Origin of the sequence: Enterobacter cloacae complex sp. IR5459, from assembly GCF_049238005.1 — a bacterium.
In the GTDB taxonomy this organism is placed as follows: Bacteria; Pseudomonadota; Gammaproteobacteria; order Enterobacterales; family Enterobacteriaceae; genus Enterobacter; species Enterobacter hormaechei_C.
Map to the genome: position 1 here is coordinate 1 of NZ_JBMKIG010000007.1, position 19,186 is coordinate 19,186.

Sequence of the window (19,186 nt, forward strand, 5' to 3'; positions counted from 1 at the left end):
GTTTGTTTTGCTTTTCTCTGCTGACCCGGCGGCTTGCGTGCCGTTGTTCCGTGTCAGTGGAGGCGCATTATAGGGAGTTCTTCTGAAGTGACAAGAGGAAATTTAAAAAAAATTTCTGACCGTGTTTTTTTTCACCAAAAGCGATGAGATCCAGCCACAAATTGTTCTATTTGATGTATCTGCAACCACAATCACACCTGAGATGGCATAATTAGCCGCATCAATATCTAAGGAATAAAAGCGATGCCATTAAGCGCACAACAGCTGGCAGCTCAAAAAAACCTGTCCTATGTGCTGGCAGAGAAACTGGCGCAGCTGATCTTAGCGGGTAAATATGCTCCAGGTAGCATCCTGCCCAGCGAGATGGAGCTGGGAGATCAGTTTGGCGTTAGCCGTACAGCCGTTCGCGAAGCGGTAAAAACATTAACGGCGAAAGGGATGGTGCTTCCACGCCCGCGCATTGGCACCCGCGTTATGCCTCAGGGAAACTGGAACTTTCTCGATCAGGAGTTGCTCACCTGGTGGATGACCGAAGATAACTTTAATCAGGTCGTCGATCACTTTCTGGTCATGCGCAGCAGTCTTGAACCTCAGGCCTGTCTGCTTGCCGCCACGCTCGGCACAGCAGAGCAAAAAGCGCAGCTCAATACTTTGATGGAAGAGATGGTGGATCTGAAAAAGCACTTTAACCGCGAGCGCTGGATAGCGGTCGATATGGCCTGGCATGAACATATCTATAATATGAGCGGAAATCCTTTCCTGACCTCCTTTGCTTCTTTATTCCATTCTGTGTACCACACTTACTTTACCTCTATCACACAGGATGAGGTGGTGAAGCTGGATCTGCATCAGGCGATAGTCGATGCCATTCAGGAGAGCGACGGGCAGCGAGCCCTGAGTGCGTGCCAGGCGTTGCTGGCCGCGCCAACCCACCAGCAGGTAAATAAATGACAGAGAAAAAAGCACGCAGTATGGCCGGATTGCCGTGGATTGCAGCCATGGCGTTCTTTATGCAGGCACTTGATGCCACTATCCTCAATACCGCCCTTCCCGCCATAGCCCAAAGCCTTAACCGCTCCCCGCTGGCGATGCAATCCGCCATCATCAGCTACACCCTGACGGTGGCGATGCTTATTCCGGTCAGCGGCTGGCTGGCCGATCGTTTCGGCACGCGTAAAGTATTCATGCTGGCGGTGACGTTGTTCACCCTCGGTTCTCTGGCTTGCGCCCTCTCCACCTCTCTGACGGAACTGGTTATCTTCCGCGTTCTACAGGGGATAGGCGGCGCGATGATGATGCCCGTCGCGCGTCTGGCGTTATTGCGCGCCTATCCGCGCAGCGAACTGCTCCCGGTGCTCAACTTTGTGACTATGCCGGGGCTGGTCGGCCCGATACTTGGCCCGGTTCTCGGCGGCGTCCTGGTGACCTGGGCAAGCTGGCACTGGATCTTCCTGATTAATATTCCGATTGGTGTGGCAGGGCTGATTTATGCTCGCAAATATATGCCGAACTTCACCACGCCAAGACGCAGCTTCGATATGGGCGGCTTCTTTCTGTTTGGCCTGAGCCTGGTCCTGTTCTCCAGCGGGATGGAGCTGTTTGGCGAGAAAATCGTAGCGACGTGGCTGGCGCTGGCCGTCATCCTCAGCGGTATTCTGCTGTTCCTTCTATATATACGTCATGCGCGTCGCCATCCGACACCGCTTATCTCTTTATCTCTGTTTAACACCCGAACGTTCTCCGTCGGGATTGCGGGCAACATTGCCTCACGTCTGGGCACGGGCTGCGTACCGTTCCTGATGCCGCTTATGCTCCAGGTCGGTTTCGGCTATCCGGCCCTGATTGCTGGCTGCATGATGGCGCCCACGGCGATGGGCTCGATTCTGGCAAAATCGACGGTCACGCAGGTGCTGCGCTGGTTTGGCTATCGTAAGACGCTGGTTGGCGTGACGATCTTTATCGGATTGATGATTGCGCAGTTCTCTCTGCAATCTGCGGCGTTACCAATCTGGATGCTGATCCTGCCGCTGTTTGTGCTGGGTATGGCCATGTCGACGCAGTTTACGTCGATGAACACCATCACCCTTGCGGACCTCACCGACGAGAATGCCAGCAGCGGCAACAGCGTACTGGCGGTCACTCAACAGCTGTCGATCAGCCTCGGGGTTGCCGTGAGCGCGGCGGTACTGCGGTTTTATGAAGGGTTTGACGGTACAAATACCGTTGAGCAGTTCCACTATACCTTTATCACCATGGGCGCGCTTACCGTGGTATCGGCGGTGGTCTTTATGTTGTTAAAACCAAAAGACGGCCGGAACCTGATTAAAGAGCGTCACAAAGAGAAGGCTAAACCGAACCGCGTTCCATCAGAACAGGAGTAAGCTGCAAACGTTGCTGTTGCAGCGTGGGCTGGGCCATGCGGTGGATCAACACATCGATGGCCAGCTCGCCCAGTTCATCTTTCGGCTGATGGATGGTGGTCAGCGGCGGCGTCATGTAGCGCGCCAGTTCGATATCATCGTAACCGACGATCGCCATGTCGTCCGGGACACGTAATCCCGCCTGATAAAGCGCCTGATAAGCTCCGAATGCCATCGCATCATTACCGATAAACACCGCCTGCGGGCGCGGCTCTTGCGCCAGCAATTTCTGCATTGCTTCAAATCCACCGTTAAATTCGAAATCGCCGGTGATGCAATAGCCATCAGGAATGGCAAGCCCCGCACGTTCCATGGCCGAAAGATAGCCTTCCAGACGCAAGCGCGCCGGGGTTTTATCCAGCGGGCCGGTAATACAGGCAATGCGGGTATGACCTTTATCGATCAGATGCTGAGTCGCCATATCGCCGCCCAGCAGCGAGTTATCCTGGATCAGATCGCTGGTGCCGTCGAACGGCGCCCAGTCCATCATCACCGTGGGAATAGAAGGGTAGCGCTGGATGATCTCTTTCGAAGGTTGATGCGTTTCGGTACAGAGCAGCAGCAGCCCGTCGACGCGTTTTTGCATCAGCGTTTCCAGGTTACGGTTCATGCGCTGCTCATCGCCTTCGGTATTACACAGCACCAGGCTGTAGCCGCGCTCGAAGCAGCTGCGCTCCACGCCGCGCACCAGTTCAGAATAAAAAGGGTTGGTACTGGCCGTGATCAGCATGCCGATGGTGCGCGTCTGGTTGAGCTTCAGGCTGCGGGCCAGCGCAGACGGCGCATAGTTGAGTTCTTTAATTGCAGCGTCAACTTTCTCCCGAATCGCCTCGCTGACGAAGCGATCGTTATTGATAACGTGGGAAACAGTCGAGGTAGAAACGCCCGCCATACGGGCGACATCTTTCATTGTGGCCAAGCGTTACCCCTGCTGACTTAAGAATTCATCAATCTCTTTACGCCATGGAACAGAAGGCTGAGCGCCTTTACGCGTCACCGCGATCGCAGCGGCGGCATGCGCGAAGCGGATCGCTTCATCCATTGCTTTTCCTTCCAGCAGCGCCGTTACCAGCGCACCGTTGAAGGTGTCTCCTGCGGCGATGGTATCAATGGCTTTGACCTTAAAGCCCGGCACGCGACGACCTTCGCCATTGACGCTAGCCCACACCCCACGGCTGCCGAGGGTGATGATCACGGTGCCGATGCCTTTATCATGCAGCGCAAGCGCGGCACGCGCTGCATCGTCATCATTTTCGACACGGATACCCGTCAGCTTTTCCGCTTCGGTTTCGTTCGGGGTGATAATATCCACCAGCGCCAGCAGCTCGTCTGATAATACACGGGCAGGTGCCGGGTTAAGTACGACAGAGGTATGATTTTCATGCGCAATTTTCGCAGCGGCCAGCACGCTTTCAACCGGTGACTCCAGCTGCATCAGCAGGGCTTCCGCTCCGGCGATGATTCCACGCTGCGCTTCGACGCGTTCAGTCGTTAACGCGGCATTAGCCCCCGCATGAATACCGATGACATTCTCACCTTCCGCATTGACGAAAATCAGCGCCACGCCGGTAGATTCCCCTGCAACCACGCTGACGGGTGCGATGTCGATGTTGTCGCTTGCGAGCTGTTTGCGTACGCGCTCGCCGGTATCGTCATCACCCGTACAGGCGATAAACGCGATATTCGCCCCGCTGCGTCCGGCGGCAACCGCCTGGTTTGCGCCCTTACCGCCGAACGCCACCTGATACTGATTGCCGGTGACGGTTTCGCCCGGAGTGGGGAACGTTTCAAGGTTAAGAATGTGATCGGCATTGATACTGCCAAGGACGACGAGGTTGCCTGCGGTTTTCATGTATTGAGGTGTCCATCTGAGAGCGCCACCGGTATTACCCGGTGGCGTATGCCACACTTTTCTTTTATTTGGTGTCCCTCAGGCAGCCAGCGACTGCCTGAATCGCCTTTACTGCTTAATGACCAGTTTCAGGTCAACAGGATATTTGGCCTGAACTTTTTCGCCCTTCAGCACTTTATCGGCAGTTTGCACGCCAGTCGCGCCAATCTGCTCAGGCAGCTGAGCGATGGTCGCAGCCAGTTTGCCATCATTTACTGCTTTTTCACCATCCGGCGTGCCGTCAAATCCGACAACCATCACATCTGATTTACCCGCAGTCTGGAGCGCACGCAGCGCACCGAGCGCCATTTCGTCGTTCTGTGCGAATACCGCCTGCACATCAGGATGCGCGGTCAGCAGGTTCTGCATGACGTTCAGACCCTTTGTACGGTCGAAGTCTGCCGGCTGGCTCGCCAGCACGTTGAATTTGTGCGCCGCTACAGCCTGCTGGAAACCCTCACCACGTTCACGGGCCGCGGAAGTCCCGGCGATACCCTGCAACTCAATCACTTTCGCGCCTTCACCGGCTTTCTTCGCGATGTAGTCGCCGGCGATTTTACCGCCCAGTACGTTATCAGACGCAATGTGGCTGACCACATCCCCTTTCGTTGCCTGACGGTCAAGGGTGATTACCGGGATCTTCGCCTGGTTTGCCATCTTCACGGCATTACCGACCGCGTCGGAATCGGTTGGGTTGATCAGCAGGATTTTGGTGCCACGAACGGTTAAGTCCTGAACGTTAGCCAGCTCTTTCGCCGGGTTGTTCTGAGAATCCAGCACCACCAGGTTGTAGCCCAGTTTATCTGCTTCTTTCTGCGCGCCATCCTTCAGGGAGACGAAGAACGGGTTGTTCAGGGTAGAGACAACCAGCGCGATGGTGTCCTTCGCCATGGCGTTAGCACTTACGGTTGCGCTCAGCGCGACAGCAGAAACCAGGGTAGCCAGTTTTTTCATGTTCATATCTAAGATGTCCTGTAGTGTCGTCAGTTACTGTTTTTTGTTGTCTACCAGTACCGCCAGCAAAATCACCACTGCCTTAACGATCATCTGGTAATAGGAGGAAACACCTAACAAATTCAAACCATTATTCAGGAAACCGAGGATCAGTGCGCCGATCAATGTCCCAACAATGCGACCTTTACCGCCCGCAAGACTCGTACCGCCCAGAACCACTGCCGCGATGGCATCCAGCTCATAGCCCGTACCCGCCGTTGGCTGTGCGGAAGAGAGGCGCGCCACTTCGATGATGCCCGCCAGAGACGCCAGCAGGCCGCACAGGGAGTAAACGATAATTTTGACTTTATTAACGCTGATACCGGACAGGCGCGTTGCCGCTTCGTTACCGCCCAGCGCATAGATATAACGACCCAGACGGGTATGGTGCAGCATGTACCACGCCGCCAGGAAAACGATAGCCATGATCCAGACCGGGGTCGGGACACCCAGCGGGCGACCGATACCGAACCAGCCAAACAGATCGGCGTTATCGGTAAAGCCGGTATTAATCGGGCTGCCGTTGGTGTACACCATGGTCACACCGCGCAGCAGCAGCATCATCACCAGCGTGGCGATGAACGCCTGAACGCGACCTTTCGCCACAATTACGCCGGTTACGGCGCCAATTGCCGCACCTGCCGCCAGCGCAGCGGCAACGGCCACCAGCGCGTTGACCTCAATACCGACAATCGACGCGGCGATCGCGCCGGTGAGGGCCAGCAGGGAACCGACGGACAGATCGATACCCGAGGTCAAAATCACCAGCGTCATCCCCACCGCCATAATGGCGTTGACAGAGGTCTGCTGAAGAATGTTGAACAGGTTATTGACGGTAAAAAAGTTCGGGCTCATGGTCGAGACAATCGCGATCAGCACCAGCAGGGCAATCAGCGATTTTTGTTCCATCAGCCATGCCTTTGTGAAATAGCGGCGACCAGAAACAGCCTGGGTAGTCATCTTCTTACTCCTGATTCACGCGATTAAGCTTGCCCACAGCGGCAGCCATCAGAACTTCCTGGGTGGCCTGCTCGCGAGTGAATTCACCGCCGAGATGCCCTTCATGCATGACGATAATGCGATCGCTCATGCCTAATACTTCTGGCATCTCGGAAGAGACCAGAATGATGCTCAGACCGTCGGCCTTGAACTGGTTAATCAGCTGATAGATCTCTTTTTTCGCGCCCACGTCCACGCCGCGGGTGGGCTCATCGAGGATCAGTACTTTCGGGCGCGTCATCAACCCGCGGGCAATCGCCACTTTCTGCTGATTACCGCCGGACAACAGGCCAATCGCCTGCTCCATCGATGGGGTTTTAACGTTAAAGAGACGGATAAAATCGCTGACCGCCTGCTGCTCATCTTTGTGTTTCAGGCTGCCGCCGCTGCGGCTGAAATAGCCTAGCGCAGTCAGGGACATGTTCTCTTTTACCGACATGCCCAGCACTAAGCCGTCGCGCTTACGGTCTTCAGAGATATAGACGATGCCATTCGCCAGCCCGTCCTGCGGCGAGCGGGTGACCACTTCATGGCCGTCAAGGGTAACGTAGCCGCTGGTGCGCGGCAGTGCGCCATAGAGCACTTTCATCAGTTCAGTACGCCCCGCCCCCATCAGGCCCGCGACGCCAAGGATCTCGCCCTTGCGCAGGGTAAAGGAGACGTCATTCACGCCCGGTCCGCAGAGGTTATCCACCTTCAGGCGGATCTCACCCGGCGCTTTCTCCAGATGTGGATACTGATCTTCGAGCTTACGTCCCACCATCATTTCGATCAGCGAATCTTCGGTCAGGGTTGCTACTTCGCGCTCGGCAATAAACTGCCCGTCGCGAAAGACGGTGACGTCGTCGCAGATTTCGAAGATCTCTTTCATGCGGTGTGAGATATAGACAATGCCGCGGCCCTGGGATTTCAGCTCACGGATCACGCGGAACAAGGATTCGGTTTCGGTATCGGTCAGGGCGTCGGTCGGTTCATCCATAATGATGACCTTCGACTCGAAGCTCAGCACCTTCGCGATTTCCACCATCTGCTGATCGCCGATGGAAAGGTCGCCCACCAGTCGGTCGCTCTTAAAGCGCAGATTCAGCTTCGCCAGCAGTTTGTCCGCTTCGGCATACATGGTTTTCCAGTCGATTTTGCCAAACCGGTTCACGAACTCACGGCCGAGGAAGATGTTCTCCGCAATGGTGAGCTGCGGGATCAGGTTCAGCTCCTGGTGGATGATGCCGATGCCCGCTTCCTGAGAGGATTTCGGGCCGTTGAAGGTGGTCTCTTTACCCAGCCACAGCAGCGAACCGGCATCGCGTTGGTAGATACCGGTCAGCACTTTCATCATGGTGGATTTGCCGGCGCCGTTTTCGCCCACCAGCGCCATGACGCGCCCGGAATAGACGTTCAGCGCCGCGCCGGAGAGGGCTTTTACGCCCGGGAACGATTTATCGATCCCTTTGAGTTGCAGTAATGCGTCCATGATGGCCTCAGAAGGTGACGCCAGCACAGAGAATGATATTCGCATACGGGGAACACTCCCCGCTGCGAATCACCGCCTGACTGTCTGCGGTTTGTTGTTTGAACTGCTCGTGCGTTGTGTAACGAATTTCTATGGTGTTTCCCTGGTGCTGTTGCAGTTGCTCAATGTGGCTGAGCAACGTTTCGTGGAGTTGCGGATTATGCTGTTTGATTTCCGCCGCGAGAATGGCCGCCTCAACCTGCATCTCCGCGGTGACCACTTCCAGTACCTGCATGAACGAGGGCACGCCCTGCGTTAACGCCATATCGATACGGGTTGTGCTGCGCGGAACCGGTAAGCCTGCATCGCAAACCACCAGCGTATCGGTATGCCCAAGACGGGAAATCACCGATGAGATTTCTGAGTTGAGTACTGTGCCTTTCTTCATTTTTTGCTCCACTAGCGAAACGTTTCGCTAAAAACAGTGTAGCCGCAGAAGTGTTCAGAAAACCATCATGACGTAACGGATTTGTGATCAACGTCGAAACGTTTCGCTAAGTGAAATGCAGAGGAGGTAAATGCAAAACGGTAACCGTCAGGTTACCGTTTTTTATGGTTGCGCCCTCTCCCTGTGGGAGAGGGTCGGGGTGAGGGCATCAAGCCCACACGGAGTCTTAAATCTCGACCTGCGTGCCCAGCTCAATCACGCGATTAGGCGGGATCTCAAACTGGTCAGGCGCACGCAGGGCGTTACGTTGCAGAATGAGATACAGCTTGCCGCGCAGGCGCAAATACCATGGGCGCTTGCCGATGATCAGCGACTCGTGGGACATAAAGAACGACGTCTCCATCATGCGGCAACTCAGGCCTTCCAGACCGCAGCGGTGGAACACCTCTTCCACGTTCGGCGTTTCGCGCCAGCCGTAGCTTGCCACCACGCGCCAGAAGGTTGGCGACAGCTGTTCAATCTGTACGCGACGCACGTTGTGAACGTACGGCGCATCTTCAGTACGCAGCGTCAGCAGGATCACGCGCTCGTGCAGCACTTTGTTGTGCTTGAGGTTATGCATCAGCGCAAACGGGATTACGTTCAGCGCGCGAGACATATACACCGCCGTGCCCGGCACGCGCACCGGTGGGGATTTCTCCAGCGAGGCGATCATGGCCTCCAGAGAGTTACCGTGCTCATGCATACGACGCAGCAGGCGGAAACGTTCGCTCTTCCACGTCGTCATCACAATAAACATCACCAGACCCAGCGTCAGCGGCAGCCAGCCACCGGAGACAATCTTGTCGAGATTCGCAGAGAACAGCGGCACGTCGATACAGAGGAAGCCAACCAGGATCAGCCCCACGAGGAACTTATTCCAGTGCCAGTTACGGTACGCCACGGTGGTGGAGAGAATAGAAGTCAACACCATCGTTCCGGTTACCGCGATACCGTACGCCGCCGCCAGATTACTGGAGTGCTCAAAGCTGACGATGACAATCACCACCGCGAAGTAGAGCAGCCAGTTGACGAACGGAATGTAGATCTGGCCAGACTCCATCTCTGAGGTATGGATAATGCGCATTGGGGAGAGATAACCCAACCGCACGGCCTGACGCGTCAGGGAGAATACGCCGGAAATGACAGCCTGAGAGGCAATGACCGTCGCCAGCGTCGCCAGGATCAGCATCGGAACCAGCGCCCAGTCCGGCGCCAGCAGGAAGAACGGGTTTTTAATCGCTTCAGGGTGTGCAAGCAGCAGCGCGCCCTGACCGAAGTAATTCAGCACCAGTGAAGGCAAGACCACGCTAAACCATGCGACGCGAATAGGGAGTTTCCCGAAGTGGCCCATATCCGCATACAGCGCTTCAACACCGGTAATGGAAAGTACCACCGCGCCCAGCGCCACAAACGACACCACTTTATATTCCAGGAAGAAATGCACCGCCCACAATGGGTTCAGCGCGTGCAGGACATCCGGGTTGGCGATAATACTGCGTAAGCCCAGCGCCGCCAGGATCAGGAACCAGGCCAGCATAATAGGCGCGAACAGCTTACCCACCAGCCCGGTACCGTGTTTTTGTATAGCAAACAGCAACGTCAGCACGATAATAGCGAGTGGCACCACCCAAGTATCAAGCTGTGGCGCGACAATCTCCAGCCCCTCTATGGCCGACATTACCGAAATCGCCGGCGTAATCACGACTTCTCCATAGAAGAAGCTGCCGCCAATCAGGCCAATGATGACCAGCACGGAGGTCATTCTTGCAGACGTATTGCGCCCGGCAAGGGACATCAGGGTCAGAATACCGCCCTCGCCCGCGTTATCAGCCCGCATAACGAAAGAGAGATATTTAAGGGAGACCACCAGGATCAGCAGCCAGAAGATGAGCGAGAGGAAACCAAATACGGCGTCACGCTCTACACCAAAACCAAACTGACCGGACAGACATTCACGAAGCGTATAAAGCGGGCTGGTGCCGATATCACCGTAGACAACCCCGATCGCCGCAAGCGTTACTGCGGGTAATGATTGCTTATTATCAGTGCTCATAGACTAGTCTTTTCGTTTGAATAACAAATGTGTGCTTAGTCCCTTGGCCCACAAAAAGCGCACAGTATGCACGATTCAATGCAAAATCGTACCCCTAAATGCAGCCACATTAATGTAGCGCAAAGAAAATAGCGCCGCACTTCAGCCTATTACCAGGCCAGACCGAAACGTCTATACTCGCTTCAATTAGCCGCCACGACGGCGAAAGGATGCAAAACTATTATGGCTCACTCACATTTATTAGCAGAAAGAATTTCCCGCCTTAGCAGTGCGCTGGAAAAAGGCCTTTACGAGCGTAGCCACGCCATTCGTCTCTGTTTACTGGCGGCGCTGAGCGGGGAAAGCGTGTTTCTGCTGGGGCCGCCGGGCATTGCCAAAAGTCTGATCGCACGCCGCCTCAAATTCGCTTTCCAGAACGCGCGCGCATTCGAGTATTTGATGACGCGCTTCTCCACGCCGGAAGAAGTTTTCGGCCCACTCTCCATTCAGGCGCTAAAAGATGAGGGACGCTATGAACGTCTGACGGCGGGCTATCTCCCGGAAGCGGAAATCGTCTTTCTTGATGAGATCTGGAAAGCCGGCCCGGCCATTCTGAATACCCTGCTGACGGCAATTAACGAACGCCGATTCCGCAACGGCGCCAGCGAAGAGAAGATCCCCATGCGCCTGCTGGTGGCCGCGTCAAACGAACTGCCCGAAGCCGACAGCAGCCTGGAAGCGCTGTATGACCGTATGTTGATCCGCCTGTGGCTGGATAAAGTCCAGGATAAATCAAACTTCCGTTCTATGCTGGTAAGCCAGCAGGATGAAAACGAAAATCCGGTGGCAGCGTCATTGCAGGTCACGGACGAGGAATACCACCAGTGGCAGGAGGAGATCGGCAAGATAAAACTGCCCGATCCCGTTTTTGAGCTGATCTTCATGCTGCGCCAGCAGCTTGATTTACTGCCCTCCGCGCCGTACGTCTCCGATCGTCGCTGGAAAAAAGCCATTCGCCTGCTCCAGGCAAGCGCGCTGTTTAGCGGCCGCGATGCTGTCGCTCCCATCGATCTGATCCTGCTGAAAGACTGCCTGTGGCACGACGCAGAAGGGATGAATCTGATGCAGCAGCAGCTGGACGTTTTGATGACCGGACACGCGTGGGGTCAGCAATCCATGCTTAATCAACTGGGGGCGATTGCTCAACGTCGCCTTCAGCTCCAGCAGCAGCAAAGTGACAAAACCGCGCTGAAGGTGAACCGTCTTGGCGGGATGTTTGCCCGTAAACCGCACTACGAACTGCCAGCCGGGCTGACTGACGCCTCGCTAACGCTTCTTCTTCAGCAGCCGCTGAAGCTTCATGATATGCAGGTTGTGCATGTGACTATCGAACGCGTTGCGCTGGTTCAGTGGCTGGATAAGGGCGGTGAGATCCGCGGTAAACTCAACGGTATCGGCTTTGCACAGCCGTTGTCGATGGAAGTCGACAGCAGCCAGCACCTTGTGATCCGCGACGTCAGCCTTCAGGGATCGCGCCTGGCTCTGCCGGGCACGGCCTCCGACACTGTGCCGGAGGAGATCAAACAGCAGCTCGACGCGCTGGATAACGAATGGCATCAGCAGCACACCCGCTTCAGCGAGCAGCAGAAATGCCTCTTTATCCATAGCGACTGGTTAGGTCGCATTGAAGCCAGCTTGCAGGATGTCAGCGCGCAGATCAAACAGGCTCGTCAATGCTAACGCTGGACACGCTTAACGTCATGCTGGCGGTTAGCGAGGAAGGGTTGATCGAAGAGGTCGTCATTACCCTGCTCGCTTCACCGCAGCTGGCGGCCTTCTTTGAAAAATTCCCGAAGCTCCGAAAAGCAATGACGGACGATCTTCCCCGCTGGCGCGATAACCTGCGCCAGCGGTTTAAGGAGACGGAAGTCCCGCCGGAACTGACAGAGGAAGTGGCTGGTTACCAGCAGTGCCAGCGGCTTTCAACGCCGCAGTTTATTGCCCAGCTACAGCAAACTCTGACGCTGCTTGATAACGTTCACTCCCCGTTTGCCAGCCAGGCCAGAGCGCTGGTCACGGACAACCCCAGCTTCACTCCCGCCCTGCATACGCTGTTTTTACAGCGCTGGCGACTGAGCCTTGTGGTCCAGGCCACGGCCCTCAATCAGCAGTTGCTGGACGAAGAGCGCGAACAGTTGCTCAGTGAGGTCCAGGAGCGAATGACCCTGAGCGGCCAGTTAGAACAGGTGCTGGTGGAGAATGAAAACGCCGCTGGTCGACTCTGGGATATGAGTGCCGGCCAGTTAAAGCGGGGCGATTATCAGCTGATCGTGAAGTACGGCGACTTTCTGGCGCAACAGCCGGAGCTGATGAAGCTCGCAGAACAGCTCGGCCGCTCCCGGGAGGCCCGGTCGGTCCCAAAGAAAGATGCGCCGATGGAGACCTTCCGAACGCTGGTACGCGAGCCCTCCACCGTACCGGAGCAGGTGGACGGGTTACAGCAAAGCGATGACATCCTGCGTCTGCTGCCTACGGAACTCAGCACGCTGGGAATGACCGAACTGGAGTATGAGTTTTATCGTCGGCTGGTGGAAAAACAGCTCATTACCTATCGACTGCATGGCGAAGCCTGGCGCGAGAAGATCAGCCAGCGTCCGGTGGTGCACCAGGATTTTGATGAGCAACCGCGCGGCCCATTCATTGTTTGCGTCGATACGTCCGGATCGATGGGGGGCTTTAATGAACAGTGCGCAAAAGCGTTCTGCCTGGCCCTGATGCGCGTGGCGCTCGCCGATCGTCGTCGCTGCTACATCATGCTCTTTTCCAGCGAAGTGGTGGGGTATGAACTGACCAGCCCGCAGGGGCTGGAGCAGGCGATCCGCTTTTTAAGCCAGCGCTTTCGCGGCGGCACCGATCTGGCCAGCTGTTTTCGCAGTATCATTGAGCGCATGCAGGGCGGTGACTGGTACGACGCGGATGCGGTGGTGATTTCCGATTTTATTGCCCAGCGGCTGCCGGACGACGTCGTGAATAAAGTGAAGGAGATGCAGCGCGTGCACCAGCACCGTTTCCATGCCGTGGCGATGTCTGCACATGGAAAACCCGGCATCATGCGCATCTTCGATCATATCTGGCGCTTTGATACCGGGTTGCGTAGCCGCCTGCTCAGACGCTGGCGACGTTAATTAAAGAAGAGAACCGACGCTCTCACGTACCTGCTGCGGCCAGACCCCACACTGCACCTGACCGATATGGGACAGTTGCAACAGCAGCATGGTCAGACGAGACTGGCCAATACCACCGCCGATGGTCTGCGGCATTTCACCGCGCAGCAGCGCCTGGTGCCATTCCAGTTGCAGACGATCCTCATCACCGGTCACGGCCAGCTGACGCTTCAGTGCTTCAGCATCCACGCGGATCCCCATTGAAGAGAGTTCAAACGCATCTTCCAGAACCGGGTTCCAGACCAGAATATCGCCGTTCAGACCAGCATATTCGCTTTCGCCCACTGTGCTCCAGTCATCGTAATCCGGCGCACGGACGTCGTGACGTTTACCATCAGACAATTTTCCGCCAATGCCGATCAGGAATACCGCGCCAAGCTCTTTGGCAATCGCGCGTTCACGGCCTTTGGCATCCAGATCCGGGAAACGGCTCAGCAACTCCTGACTGTGAACAAAGTGGATCGTTTCCGGCAGGAACGGTGCCAGACCAAACTCTTTGCTTACGGCCGCTTCGGTCGCTTTGATCCCGGCGTAGATCGCCTCAACGGTAGACTTCAGCGTGCCAACGTGGCGCTCGCCGTCACCCATTACGCGCTCCCAGTCCCACTGGTCAACGTAGACAGAGTGAATGGGGGAGAGGCGGTCTTCATCGGGGCGAAGGGCTTTCATATGCGTGTAAAGCCCTTCGCCCGCGCTGAAGTCGTGTTGTCCCAGGGTTTGACGCTTCCACTTCGCCAGGGAATGAACCACTTCGAACTGAGCGTCTGGCAGTGTTTTCACTTTTACCTGTACCGCTTTTTCGCAACCAGACAAGTTATCCTGCGTCCCGTCACCCACGCGGCTCAGAATCGGCGCCTGAACTTCAATAAGGCCAAGCTTCTCTTCCAGCTGGCGAGAAAAATGGGATTTAACGAAACTGATCTGGCGTTGTTTTGCGATGTAAGCGGTTTTCATTATTTATACTCCTGCGTCCTGTTGATACTGATTAAGCAACAGAACAGGCGCTTAATTCAATAACCCATCAACAAAAAGCCTCCTTCACTTTTGATTCGTTAAAATAAGACGCTAGAATAGAAGGAATCATTAATCTTCATAAGAAAAACCTATGGAAAATTATCAGATCGACAATCTGGACCGCGGCATTCTGGAAGCGCTCATGGCCAACGCACGCACCGCGTATGCCGAACTGGCTAAACAATTTGGCGTCAGCCCGGGGACCATTCACGTTCGCGTAGAGAAAATGAAGCAGGCCGGGATCATCACCGGCGCACGCATTGATGTCAGCCCGAAGCAACTCGGCTACGACGTCTGCTGCTTCATTGGCATTATTCTGAAAAGCGCCAAAGATTACCCCTCCGCGCTGGAGAAACTGAACGCGCTGGATGAAGTCACTGAGGCGTACTACACCACCGGGCACTACAGCATCTTTATAAAGGTCATGTGCCGATCCATTGACGCCCTCCAGCAGGTACTTATCAACAAGATCCAAACAATCGATGAAATTCAGTCCACTGAAACCCTGATCTCCCTGCAAAACCCGATCATGCGTACTATCCGCCCGTGATCGGGAAATTTCATTCCCACATTTTCCACAGGTAGATCCCAGCTCGTTCACAGCGTACAATGGCCGCCTCTTTATCTGAGCGAGCGATCAATGGCGGACATTACTCTTATCAGCGGCAGCACCCTGGGCGGTGCGGAATATGTAGCGGAACATCTGGCTGAGAAGCTGGAAGACGCGGGCTTTTCTACACAAACGCTGCACGGACCGCTGCTGGAAGATCTCCCGACTGACGGGGTCTGGCTGCTGATCACCTCCACGCACGGCGCGGGCGATCTGCCAGATAACCTGCAACCTTTATATGACGAACTGCTGGAACAACAGCCCGATCTGTCAAACGTCCGGTTTGGCGCTGTGGGGATCGGCAGCCGTGAATATGACACTTTCTGTGGCGCCATAGAGAAAGTAGAAGCAGCGGTGACCGCCTGCGGAGCAAAACAGCTGGGTGAAACGCTGAAGATCAACATCCTCGATCATGATATTCCCGAAGATCCAGCCGAGATCTGGCTCGCGGAATGGAAAAATTTACTCAAAAACGATTAAAGATCGTGCGATCAGATGTGGATAACTCTGGTTAAAAGCTCGTATTAAGCCGTAGTTATCCAAATAACAACGTTGGTTTAGTTTTTGACCTGTGTATAAAGTGGCGATCTGATCCCAGCTTATACGGTCCAGGATCACCGATCATTCACAGCAAACGATCCTTCCTAACTGCATGATCTTATTTATGGGATCGGACTTATCCACAAAGGTCTGCGATCCTAATAAGAGATCACAATAGAACAGATCTCTAAATAAAAAGATCTTCTTTTTAATAGCCCAGGATCCCAATGCTTTCTCGAAAGACTAAAGTTGAGTAGAATCCACGGCCCGGGCTTCAATCCATTTTCATACCGCTTTACGCGAGGCAGACCACCATGTTTTATCAGGATCCTTTTGACGTCATCATCATTGGCGGGGGTCACGCAGGCACTGAGGCCGCAATGGCCGCAGCGCGAATGGGTCAGCAGACCCTGCTTTTGACACACAATATCGACACGCTGGGACAAATGTCCTGTAATCCGGCGATTGGCGGCATTGGGAAAGGACACCTGGTAAAAGAAGTGGATGCACTTGGCGGCCTGATGGCGAAAGCGATCGATCATGCGGGTATTCAGTTTAGGATACTAAACGCGAGTAAAGGTCCGGCTGTTCGCGCCACCCGTGCACAGGCAGACCGTGTGCTTTACCGTCAGGCTGTGCGCACCGCGCTGGAAAACCAACCGAACCTGATGATCTTCCAGCAGGCGGTAGAAGATCTTATCGTGGAGAACGATCGTGTTGTTGGCGCCGTGACCCAAATGGGTCTCAAATTCCGCGCAAAAGCGGTGGTGCTGACGGTCGGGACATTCCTGGACGGTAAAATCCATATTGGTCTGGACAATTACAGCGGTGGTCGTGCTGGCGATCCGCCGTCAATTCCGTTATCTCGTCGTCTGCGTGAGCTGCCGCTGCGCGTAAGCCGCCTGAAAACCGGCACGCCGCCGCGTATTGATGCGCGCACCATTGATTTCAGCGTGCTGGCACAGCAGCACGGCGATAACCCGATGCCGGTGTTCTCGTTCATGGGCAATGCGGCGCAACATCCGCAGCAGGTGCCGTGCTACATCACGCACACCAATGAAAAAACCCATGACGTGATCCGCAATAATCTCGATCGCAGCCCAATGTATGCTGGTGTGATCGAAGGGATCGGTCCGCGTTATTGCCCGTCGATCGAAGACAAAGTGATGCGCTTTGCCGATCGTAATCAGCACCAGATCTTCCTCGAACCGGAAGGGCTGACATCTAACGAAATTTACCCGAACGGCATCTCCACCAGCCTGCCGTTCGACGTGCAGATGCAGATTGTGCGTTCAATGCAGGGCATGGAAAACGCGAAGATCGTTCGTCCTGGCTACGCTATTGAGTACGATTTCTTCGATCCGCGTGACCTGAAGCCGACGCTGGAAAGCAAATTCATCCAGGGTCTGTTCTTCGCAGGCCAGATTAACGGCACCACCGGGTACGAAGAAGCTGCCGCGCAAGGGCTGCTGGCCGGTCTGAACGCCGCTCGCTTCTCTGCCGAGAAAGAGGGCTGGGCACCGGCGCGTTCTCAGGCTTACCTGGGCGTTCTGGTCGACGATCTCTGCACGCTGGGGACCAAAGAACCGTACCGCATGTTTACTTCTCGTGCGGAATATCGCCTGATGCTGCGCGAAGACAATGCCGATCTGCGTCTGACCGAGGTGGGCCGCGAGCTGGGTCTGGTGGATGACGAGCGCTGGGCGCGCTTCAACGAGAAGCTGGAGCGCATTGAACAGGAACGTCAGCGCCTGAAAACCACCTGGGTGAATCCGCAGGCGGAAACTGCTGCTGAAGTGAATGCTCACTTAACAGCACCGCTGTCGCGCGAAGCCAGTGGGGAAGATCTGCTGCGCCGTCCTGAAGTCACCTACGAGAATCTGGTCAAACTGACGGCGTTCGCACCGGGCCTTGAAGACGCTGAAGCGGCCGAGCAGGTCGAAATTCAGGTGAAGTACGAAGGCTACATCGCGCGTCAGCAGGATGAGATCGAAAAACAGCAGCGCAACGAAAACACGCTGCTGCCGGAAATGCTGGACTACCGTCAGGTGACGGGCCTTTCCAACGAAGTGATCGCTAAGCTGAACGATCACAAACCTGTGTCGATTGGCCAGGCCTCACGTATCTCTGGCGTCACACCTGCCGCGATTTCGATTCTGCTGGTGTGGCTGAAAAAGCAGGGCATGCTGCGCCGTAGCGCGTAATGCTCTGTAAATAGCCCGGTGGCGCTGTGCTTACCGGGCCTACTGAACCCGTAGGGCGGGTTAGCTAAGCGCCACCCGCCACTTAAGTTTCTCAACAGGTATCCACCGTGCTCAATAAACTCTCTCGTCTGCTGGAACAGGCAGGTATTTCGCTCACCGATCATCAGAAAAATCAGCTGGTGGCCTATGTCGATATGCTGAACAAATGGAATAAAGCGTACAACCTCACCTCCGTACGCGATCCCAACGAGATGCTGATTCGCCATATTCTCGATAGTATCGTCGTGGCGCCGTATCTGAACGGTGAACGTTTTATCGATGTGGGCACCGGTCCGGGCTTGCCGGGCGTTCCGTTGTCTATTGTTCGACCGGAGAGTCATTTCACGCTGCTGGACAGCCTGGGCAAGCGCGTACGCTTTTTACGCCAGGTTCAGCATGAGCTGAAGCTGGAAAACATCACGCCCGTACAGAGCAGGGTAGAGGAGTTCCCGGCAGAGCCACCGTTTGACGGTGTTATCAGCCGCGCGTTTGCCTCACTCAATGACATGGTGAGCTGGTGCAAACACCTGCCAGCGGAGAAGGGGCGTTTTTATGCGCTGAAAGGGCAACTTCCGGGGGACGAAATCGAGCAGCTTCCGGACGGTTTTGTTGTCGAATCCATTGAGAAACTCCAGATCCCTCAGCTCGAAGGTGAGCGTCATCTGGTGATAATTAAGCCAAACACTTTTTAAAAAATTAATAAAAAATGTGGAATTTGTGCTGTTCTGATCGTGTTAAAAAGCAGCACATTCAGTCTGATTTGGTCGTCGTTAATTTAACCTTGTTGTTACCATGGATTTTCTTATGGTTAACCTGACGTGATTCGTTCACTCAGAGGATAGTCAACAATGAAATTATCAGTCTGCTAAAAGTGGGTAAAAGCAACAAGAATGGAATGTTAAATATTTATTAAGAATGTCAATAAAAGGTTTTTGTTGTATACGGCTCTGTTTTAAAAATAGTTGCGGTTTTTTTGCTTTAATTTCATGCAGATGAAATTAATCGTTTTACGTCTTTGATAAATACCATTTTATCGCAAATGTGTATTTTGTGATCTCGTGCACGCTTTATCACCAACGTTTCCGCGCTGTTTGCAGTTTTGCCTGAAGGTCAACGCTTGGGTCAAAAGTTGAAAAATAGGACTGGGGAAAAATATTTAAACATTTATTCACCTTTTCGCTACTTAATGTTTGAAATCACGGGTACGCACCGTATAATTTGACCGCTTTTTGATGCTTGACTCTGAGCCTTAAAGGACGTTTTATACGACACGCGGCATA

The 19,186-nt window shown here is 54.7% G+C and carries 16 protein-coding genes; 8 read left to right on the plus strand and 8 right to left on the minus strand.

The features are described from left to right. The first annotated feature begins 243 nt into the window (after positions 1 to 243). Together ACOTX4_RS15235 and mdtD are read left to right on the plus strand one after the other, a co-directional pair. Positions 244 to 951 carry a FadR/GntR family transcriptional regulator gene (locus ACOTX4_RS15235; RefSeq protein WP_003862405.1) on the plus strand — a complete coding sequence of 236 codons (708 nt, stop codon included), beginning with the start codon at positions 244 to 246 and terminating at the stop codon, positions 949 to 951. Then, positions 948 to 2,381, plus strand: coding sequence for a multidrug transporter subunit MdtD (mdtD, locus tag ACOTX4_RS15240; protein ID WP_003862403.1), 1,434 nt, complete (start codon positions 948 to 950; stop codon positions 2,379 to 2,381). The genes ACOTX4_RS15235 and mdtD overlap by 4 nt, the downstream gene beginning before the upstream one ends. On the opposite strand, the gene rbsR is transcribed toward mdtD, so the two are convergent. From rbsR to kup, 7 genes are all read right to left on the minus strand, one after another. Beyond that, positions 2,347 to 3,339, minus strand: a complete 993-nt coding sequence (rbsR, locus tag ACOTX4_RS15245) for a ribose operon transcriptional repressor RbsR (protein ID WP_072200116.1) — start codon at positions 3,337 to 3,339, stop codon at positions 2,347 to 2,349. The genes mdtD and rbsR overlap by 35 nt on opposite strands. Before the next feature lie 3 nt (positions 3,340 to 3,342). Next, complete coding sequence (gene rbsK, locus ACOTX4_RS15250; RefSeq protein WP_022652094.1) at positions 3,343 to 4,272, minus strand: ribokinase; 930 nt, start codon at positions 4,270 to 4,272, stop codon at positions 3,343 to 3,345. A 108-nt stretch (positions 4,273 to 4,380) separates the two neighbouring features. After that, on the minus strand, positions 4,381 to 5,271 hold the full coding sequence (rbsB, locus tag ACOTX4_RS15255; protein WP_003862397.1) for a ribose ABC transporter substrate-binding protein RbsB: 891 nt from the start codon (positions 5,269 to 5,271) through the stop codon (positions 4,381 to 4,383). Between the two features lie 27 nt (positions 5,272 to 5,298). Continuing rightward, a complete protein-coding gene (gene rbsC / locus ACOTX4_RS15260; protein ID WP_003862395.1) occupies positions 5,299 to 6,264 on the minus strand; it encodes a ribose ABC transporter permease in 966 nt (321 codons plus the stop codon). A 4-nt stretch (positions 6,265 to 6,268) separates the two neighbouring features. Next, positions 6,269 to 7,774, minus strand: a complete 1,506-nt coding sequence (gene rbsA / locus ACOTX4_RS15265; RefSeq protein WP_003862393.1) for a ribose ABC transporter ATP-binding protein RbsA — start codon at positions 7,772 to 7,774, stop codon at positions 6,269 to 6,271. Positions 7,775 to 7,781: 7 nt separating this feature from the next. Next, complete coding sequence (gene rbsD, locus ACOTX4_RS15270) at positions 7,782 to 8,201, minus strand: D-ribose pyranase (RefSeq protein ID WP_003862392.1); 420 nt, start codon at positions 8,199 to 8,201, stop codon at positions 7,782 to 7,784. 226 nt (positions 8,202 to 8,427) lie between these two features. Next, on the minus strand, positions 8,428 to 10,296 hold the full coding sequence (gene kup / locus ACOTX4_RS15275) for a low affinity potassium transporter Kup (protein ID WP_003862390.1): 1,869 nt from the start codon (positions 10,294 to 10,296) through the stop codon (positions 8,428 to 8,430). A 222-nt stretch (positions 10,297 to 10,518) separates the two neighbouring features. Here kup and ravA point away from each other — a divergent pair, with 222 nt between their 5' ends. Both ravA and viaA read left to right on the plus strand, forming a co-directional pair. Continuing rightward, positions 10,519 to 12,015 (plus strand): ATPase RavA, encoded by a 1,497-nt coding sequence (gene ravA, locus ACOTX4_RS15280; protein ID WP_003862389.1) that lies wholly within the window; start codon positions 10,519 to 10,521, stop codon positions 12,013 to 12,015. Then, positions 12,009 to 13,460 carry an ATPase RavA stimulator ViaA gene (gene viaA / locus ACOTX4_RS15285; protein WP_015570153.1) on the plus strand — a complete coding sequence of 484 codons (1,452 nt, stop codon included), beginning with the start codon at positions 12,009 to 12,011 and terminating at the stop codon, positions 13,458 to 13,460. Before ravA ends, viaA begins: the two co-directional genes overlap by 7 nt. Here the strand turns inward: viaA and asnA are convergent, their stop codons facing one another. Beyond that, complete coding sequence (asnA, locus tag ACOTX4_RS15290; RefSeq protein ID WP_003862385.1) at positions 13,461 to 14,453, minus strand: aspartate--ammonia ligase; 993 nt, start codon at positions 14,451 to 14,453, stop codon at positions 13,461 to 13,463. Between the two features lie 151 nt (positions 14,454 to 14,604). Between asnA and asnC the strand changes: the two genes are divergently transcribed. From asnC to rsmG, 4 genes are all read left to right on the plus strand, one after another. Next, a complete protein-coding gene (gene asnC / locus ACOTX4_RS15295) occupies positions 14,605 to 15,063 on the plus strand; it encodes a transcriptional regulator AsnC (protein WP_003862383.1) in 459 nt (152 codons plus the stop codon). Between the two features lie 90 nt (positions 15,064 to 15,153). Then, positions 15,154 to 15,603: an FMN-binding protein MioC gene (mioC, locus tag ACOTX4_RS15300; RefSeq protein ID WP_003862381.1), complete on the plus strand. Its 450-nt coding sequence runs from the start codon at positions 15,154 to 15,156 to the stop codon at positions 15,601 to 15,603. 374 nt (positions 15,604 to 15,977) lie between these two features. Further along, the gene (mnmG, locus tag ACOTX4_RS15305; RefSeq protein WP_003862379.1) at positions 15,978 to 17,867 is read left to right on the plus strand and encodes a tRNA uridine-5-carboxymethylaminomethyl(34) synthesis enzyme MnmG; all 1,890 of its coding nucleotides are present in this window, start codon (positions 15,978 to 15,980) and stop codon (positions 17,865 to 17,867) included. Positions 17,868 to 17,974: 107 nt separating this feature from the next. After that, positions 17,975 to 18,598, plus strand: coding sequence for a 16S rRNA (guanine(527)-N(7))-methyltransferase RsmG (gene rsmG, locus ACOTX4_RS15310; RefSeq protein WP_003862377.1), 624 nt, complete (start codon positions 17,975 to 17,977; stop codon positions 18,596 to 18,598). Positions 18,599 to 19,186: the final 588 nt, after the last annotated feature.

What these genes read in the sequence shown, in the direction of transcription:
- asnC (WP_003862383.1), top strand. Translation starts at nt 14,605, where the DNA reads ATGGAAAATTATCAGATCGACAATCTGGACCGCGGCATTCTGGAAGCG.
- ACOTX4_RS15235 (WP_003862405.1), top strand. Translation starts at nt 244, where the DNA reads ATGCCATTAAGCGCACAACAGCTGGCAGCTCAAAAAAACCTGTCCTAT.
- mioC (WP_003862381.1), top strand. Translation starts at nt 15,154, where the DNA reads ATGGCGGACATTACTCTTATCAGCGGCAGCACCCTGGGCGGTGCGGAA.
- mdtD (WP_003862403.1), top strand. Translation starts at nt 948, where the DNA reads ATGACAGAGAAAAAAGCACGCAGTATGGCCGGATTGCCGTGGATTGCA.
- mnmG (WP_003862379.1), top strand. Translation starts at nt 15,978, where the DNA reads ATGTTTTATCAGGATCCTTTTGACGTCATCATCATTGGCGGGGGTCAC.
- rbsC (WP_003862395.1), bottom strand. Translation starts at nt 6,264, where the DNA reads ATGACTACCCAGGCTGTTTCTGGTCGCCGCTATTTCACAAAGGCATGG.
- ravA (WP_003862389.1), top strand. Translation starts at nt 10,519, where the DNA reads ATGGCTCACTCACATTTATTAGCAGAAAGAATTTCCCGCCTTAGCAGT.
- kup (WP_003862390.1), bottom strand. Translation starts at nt 10,296, where the DNA reads ATGAGCACTGATAATAAGCAATCATTACCCGCAGTAACGCTTGCGGCG.
- viaA (WP_015570153.1), top strand. Translation starts at nt 12,009, where the DNA reads ATGCTAACGCTGGACACGCTTAACGTCATGCTGGCGGTTAGCGAGGAA.
- asnA (WP_003862385.1), bottom strand. Translation starts at nt 14,453, where the DNA reads ATGAAAACCGCTTACATCGCAAAACAACGCCAGATCAGTTTCGTTAAA.
- rbsK (WP_022652094.1), bottom strand. Translation starts at nt 4,272, where the DNA reads ATGAAAACCGCAGGCAACCTCGTCGTCCTTGGCAGTATCAATGCCGAT.
- rbsB (WP_003862397.1), bottom strand. Translation starts at nt 5,271, where the DNA reads ATGAACATGAAAAAACTGGCTACCCTGGTTTCTGCTGTCGCGCTGAGC.
- rbsD (WP_003862392.1), bottom strand. Translation starts at nt 8,201, where the DNA reads ATGAAGAAAGGCACAGTACTCAACTCAGAAATCTCATCGGTGATTTCC.
- rbsA (WP_003862393.1), bottom strand. Translation starts at nt 7,774, where the DNA reads ATGGACGCATTACTGCAACTCAAAGGGATCGATAAATCGTTCCCGGGC.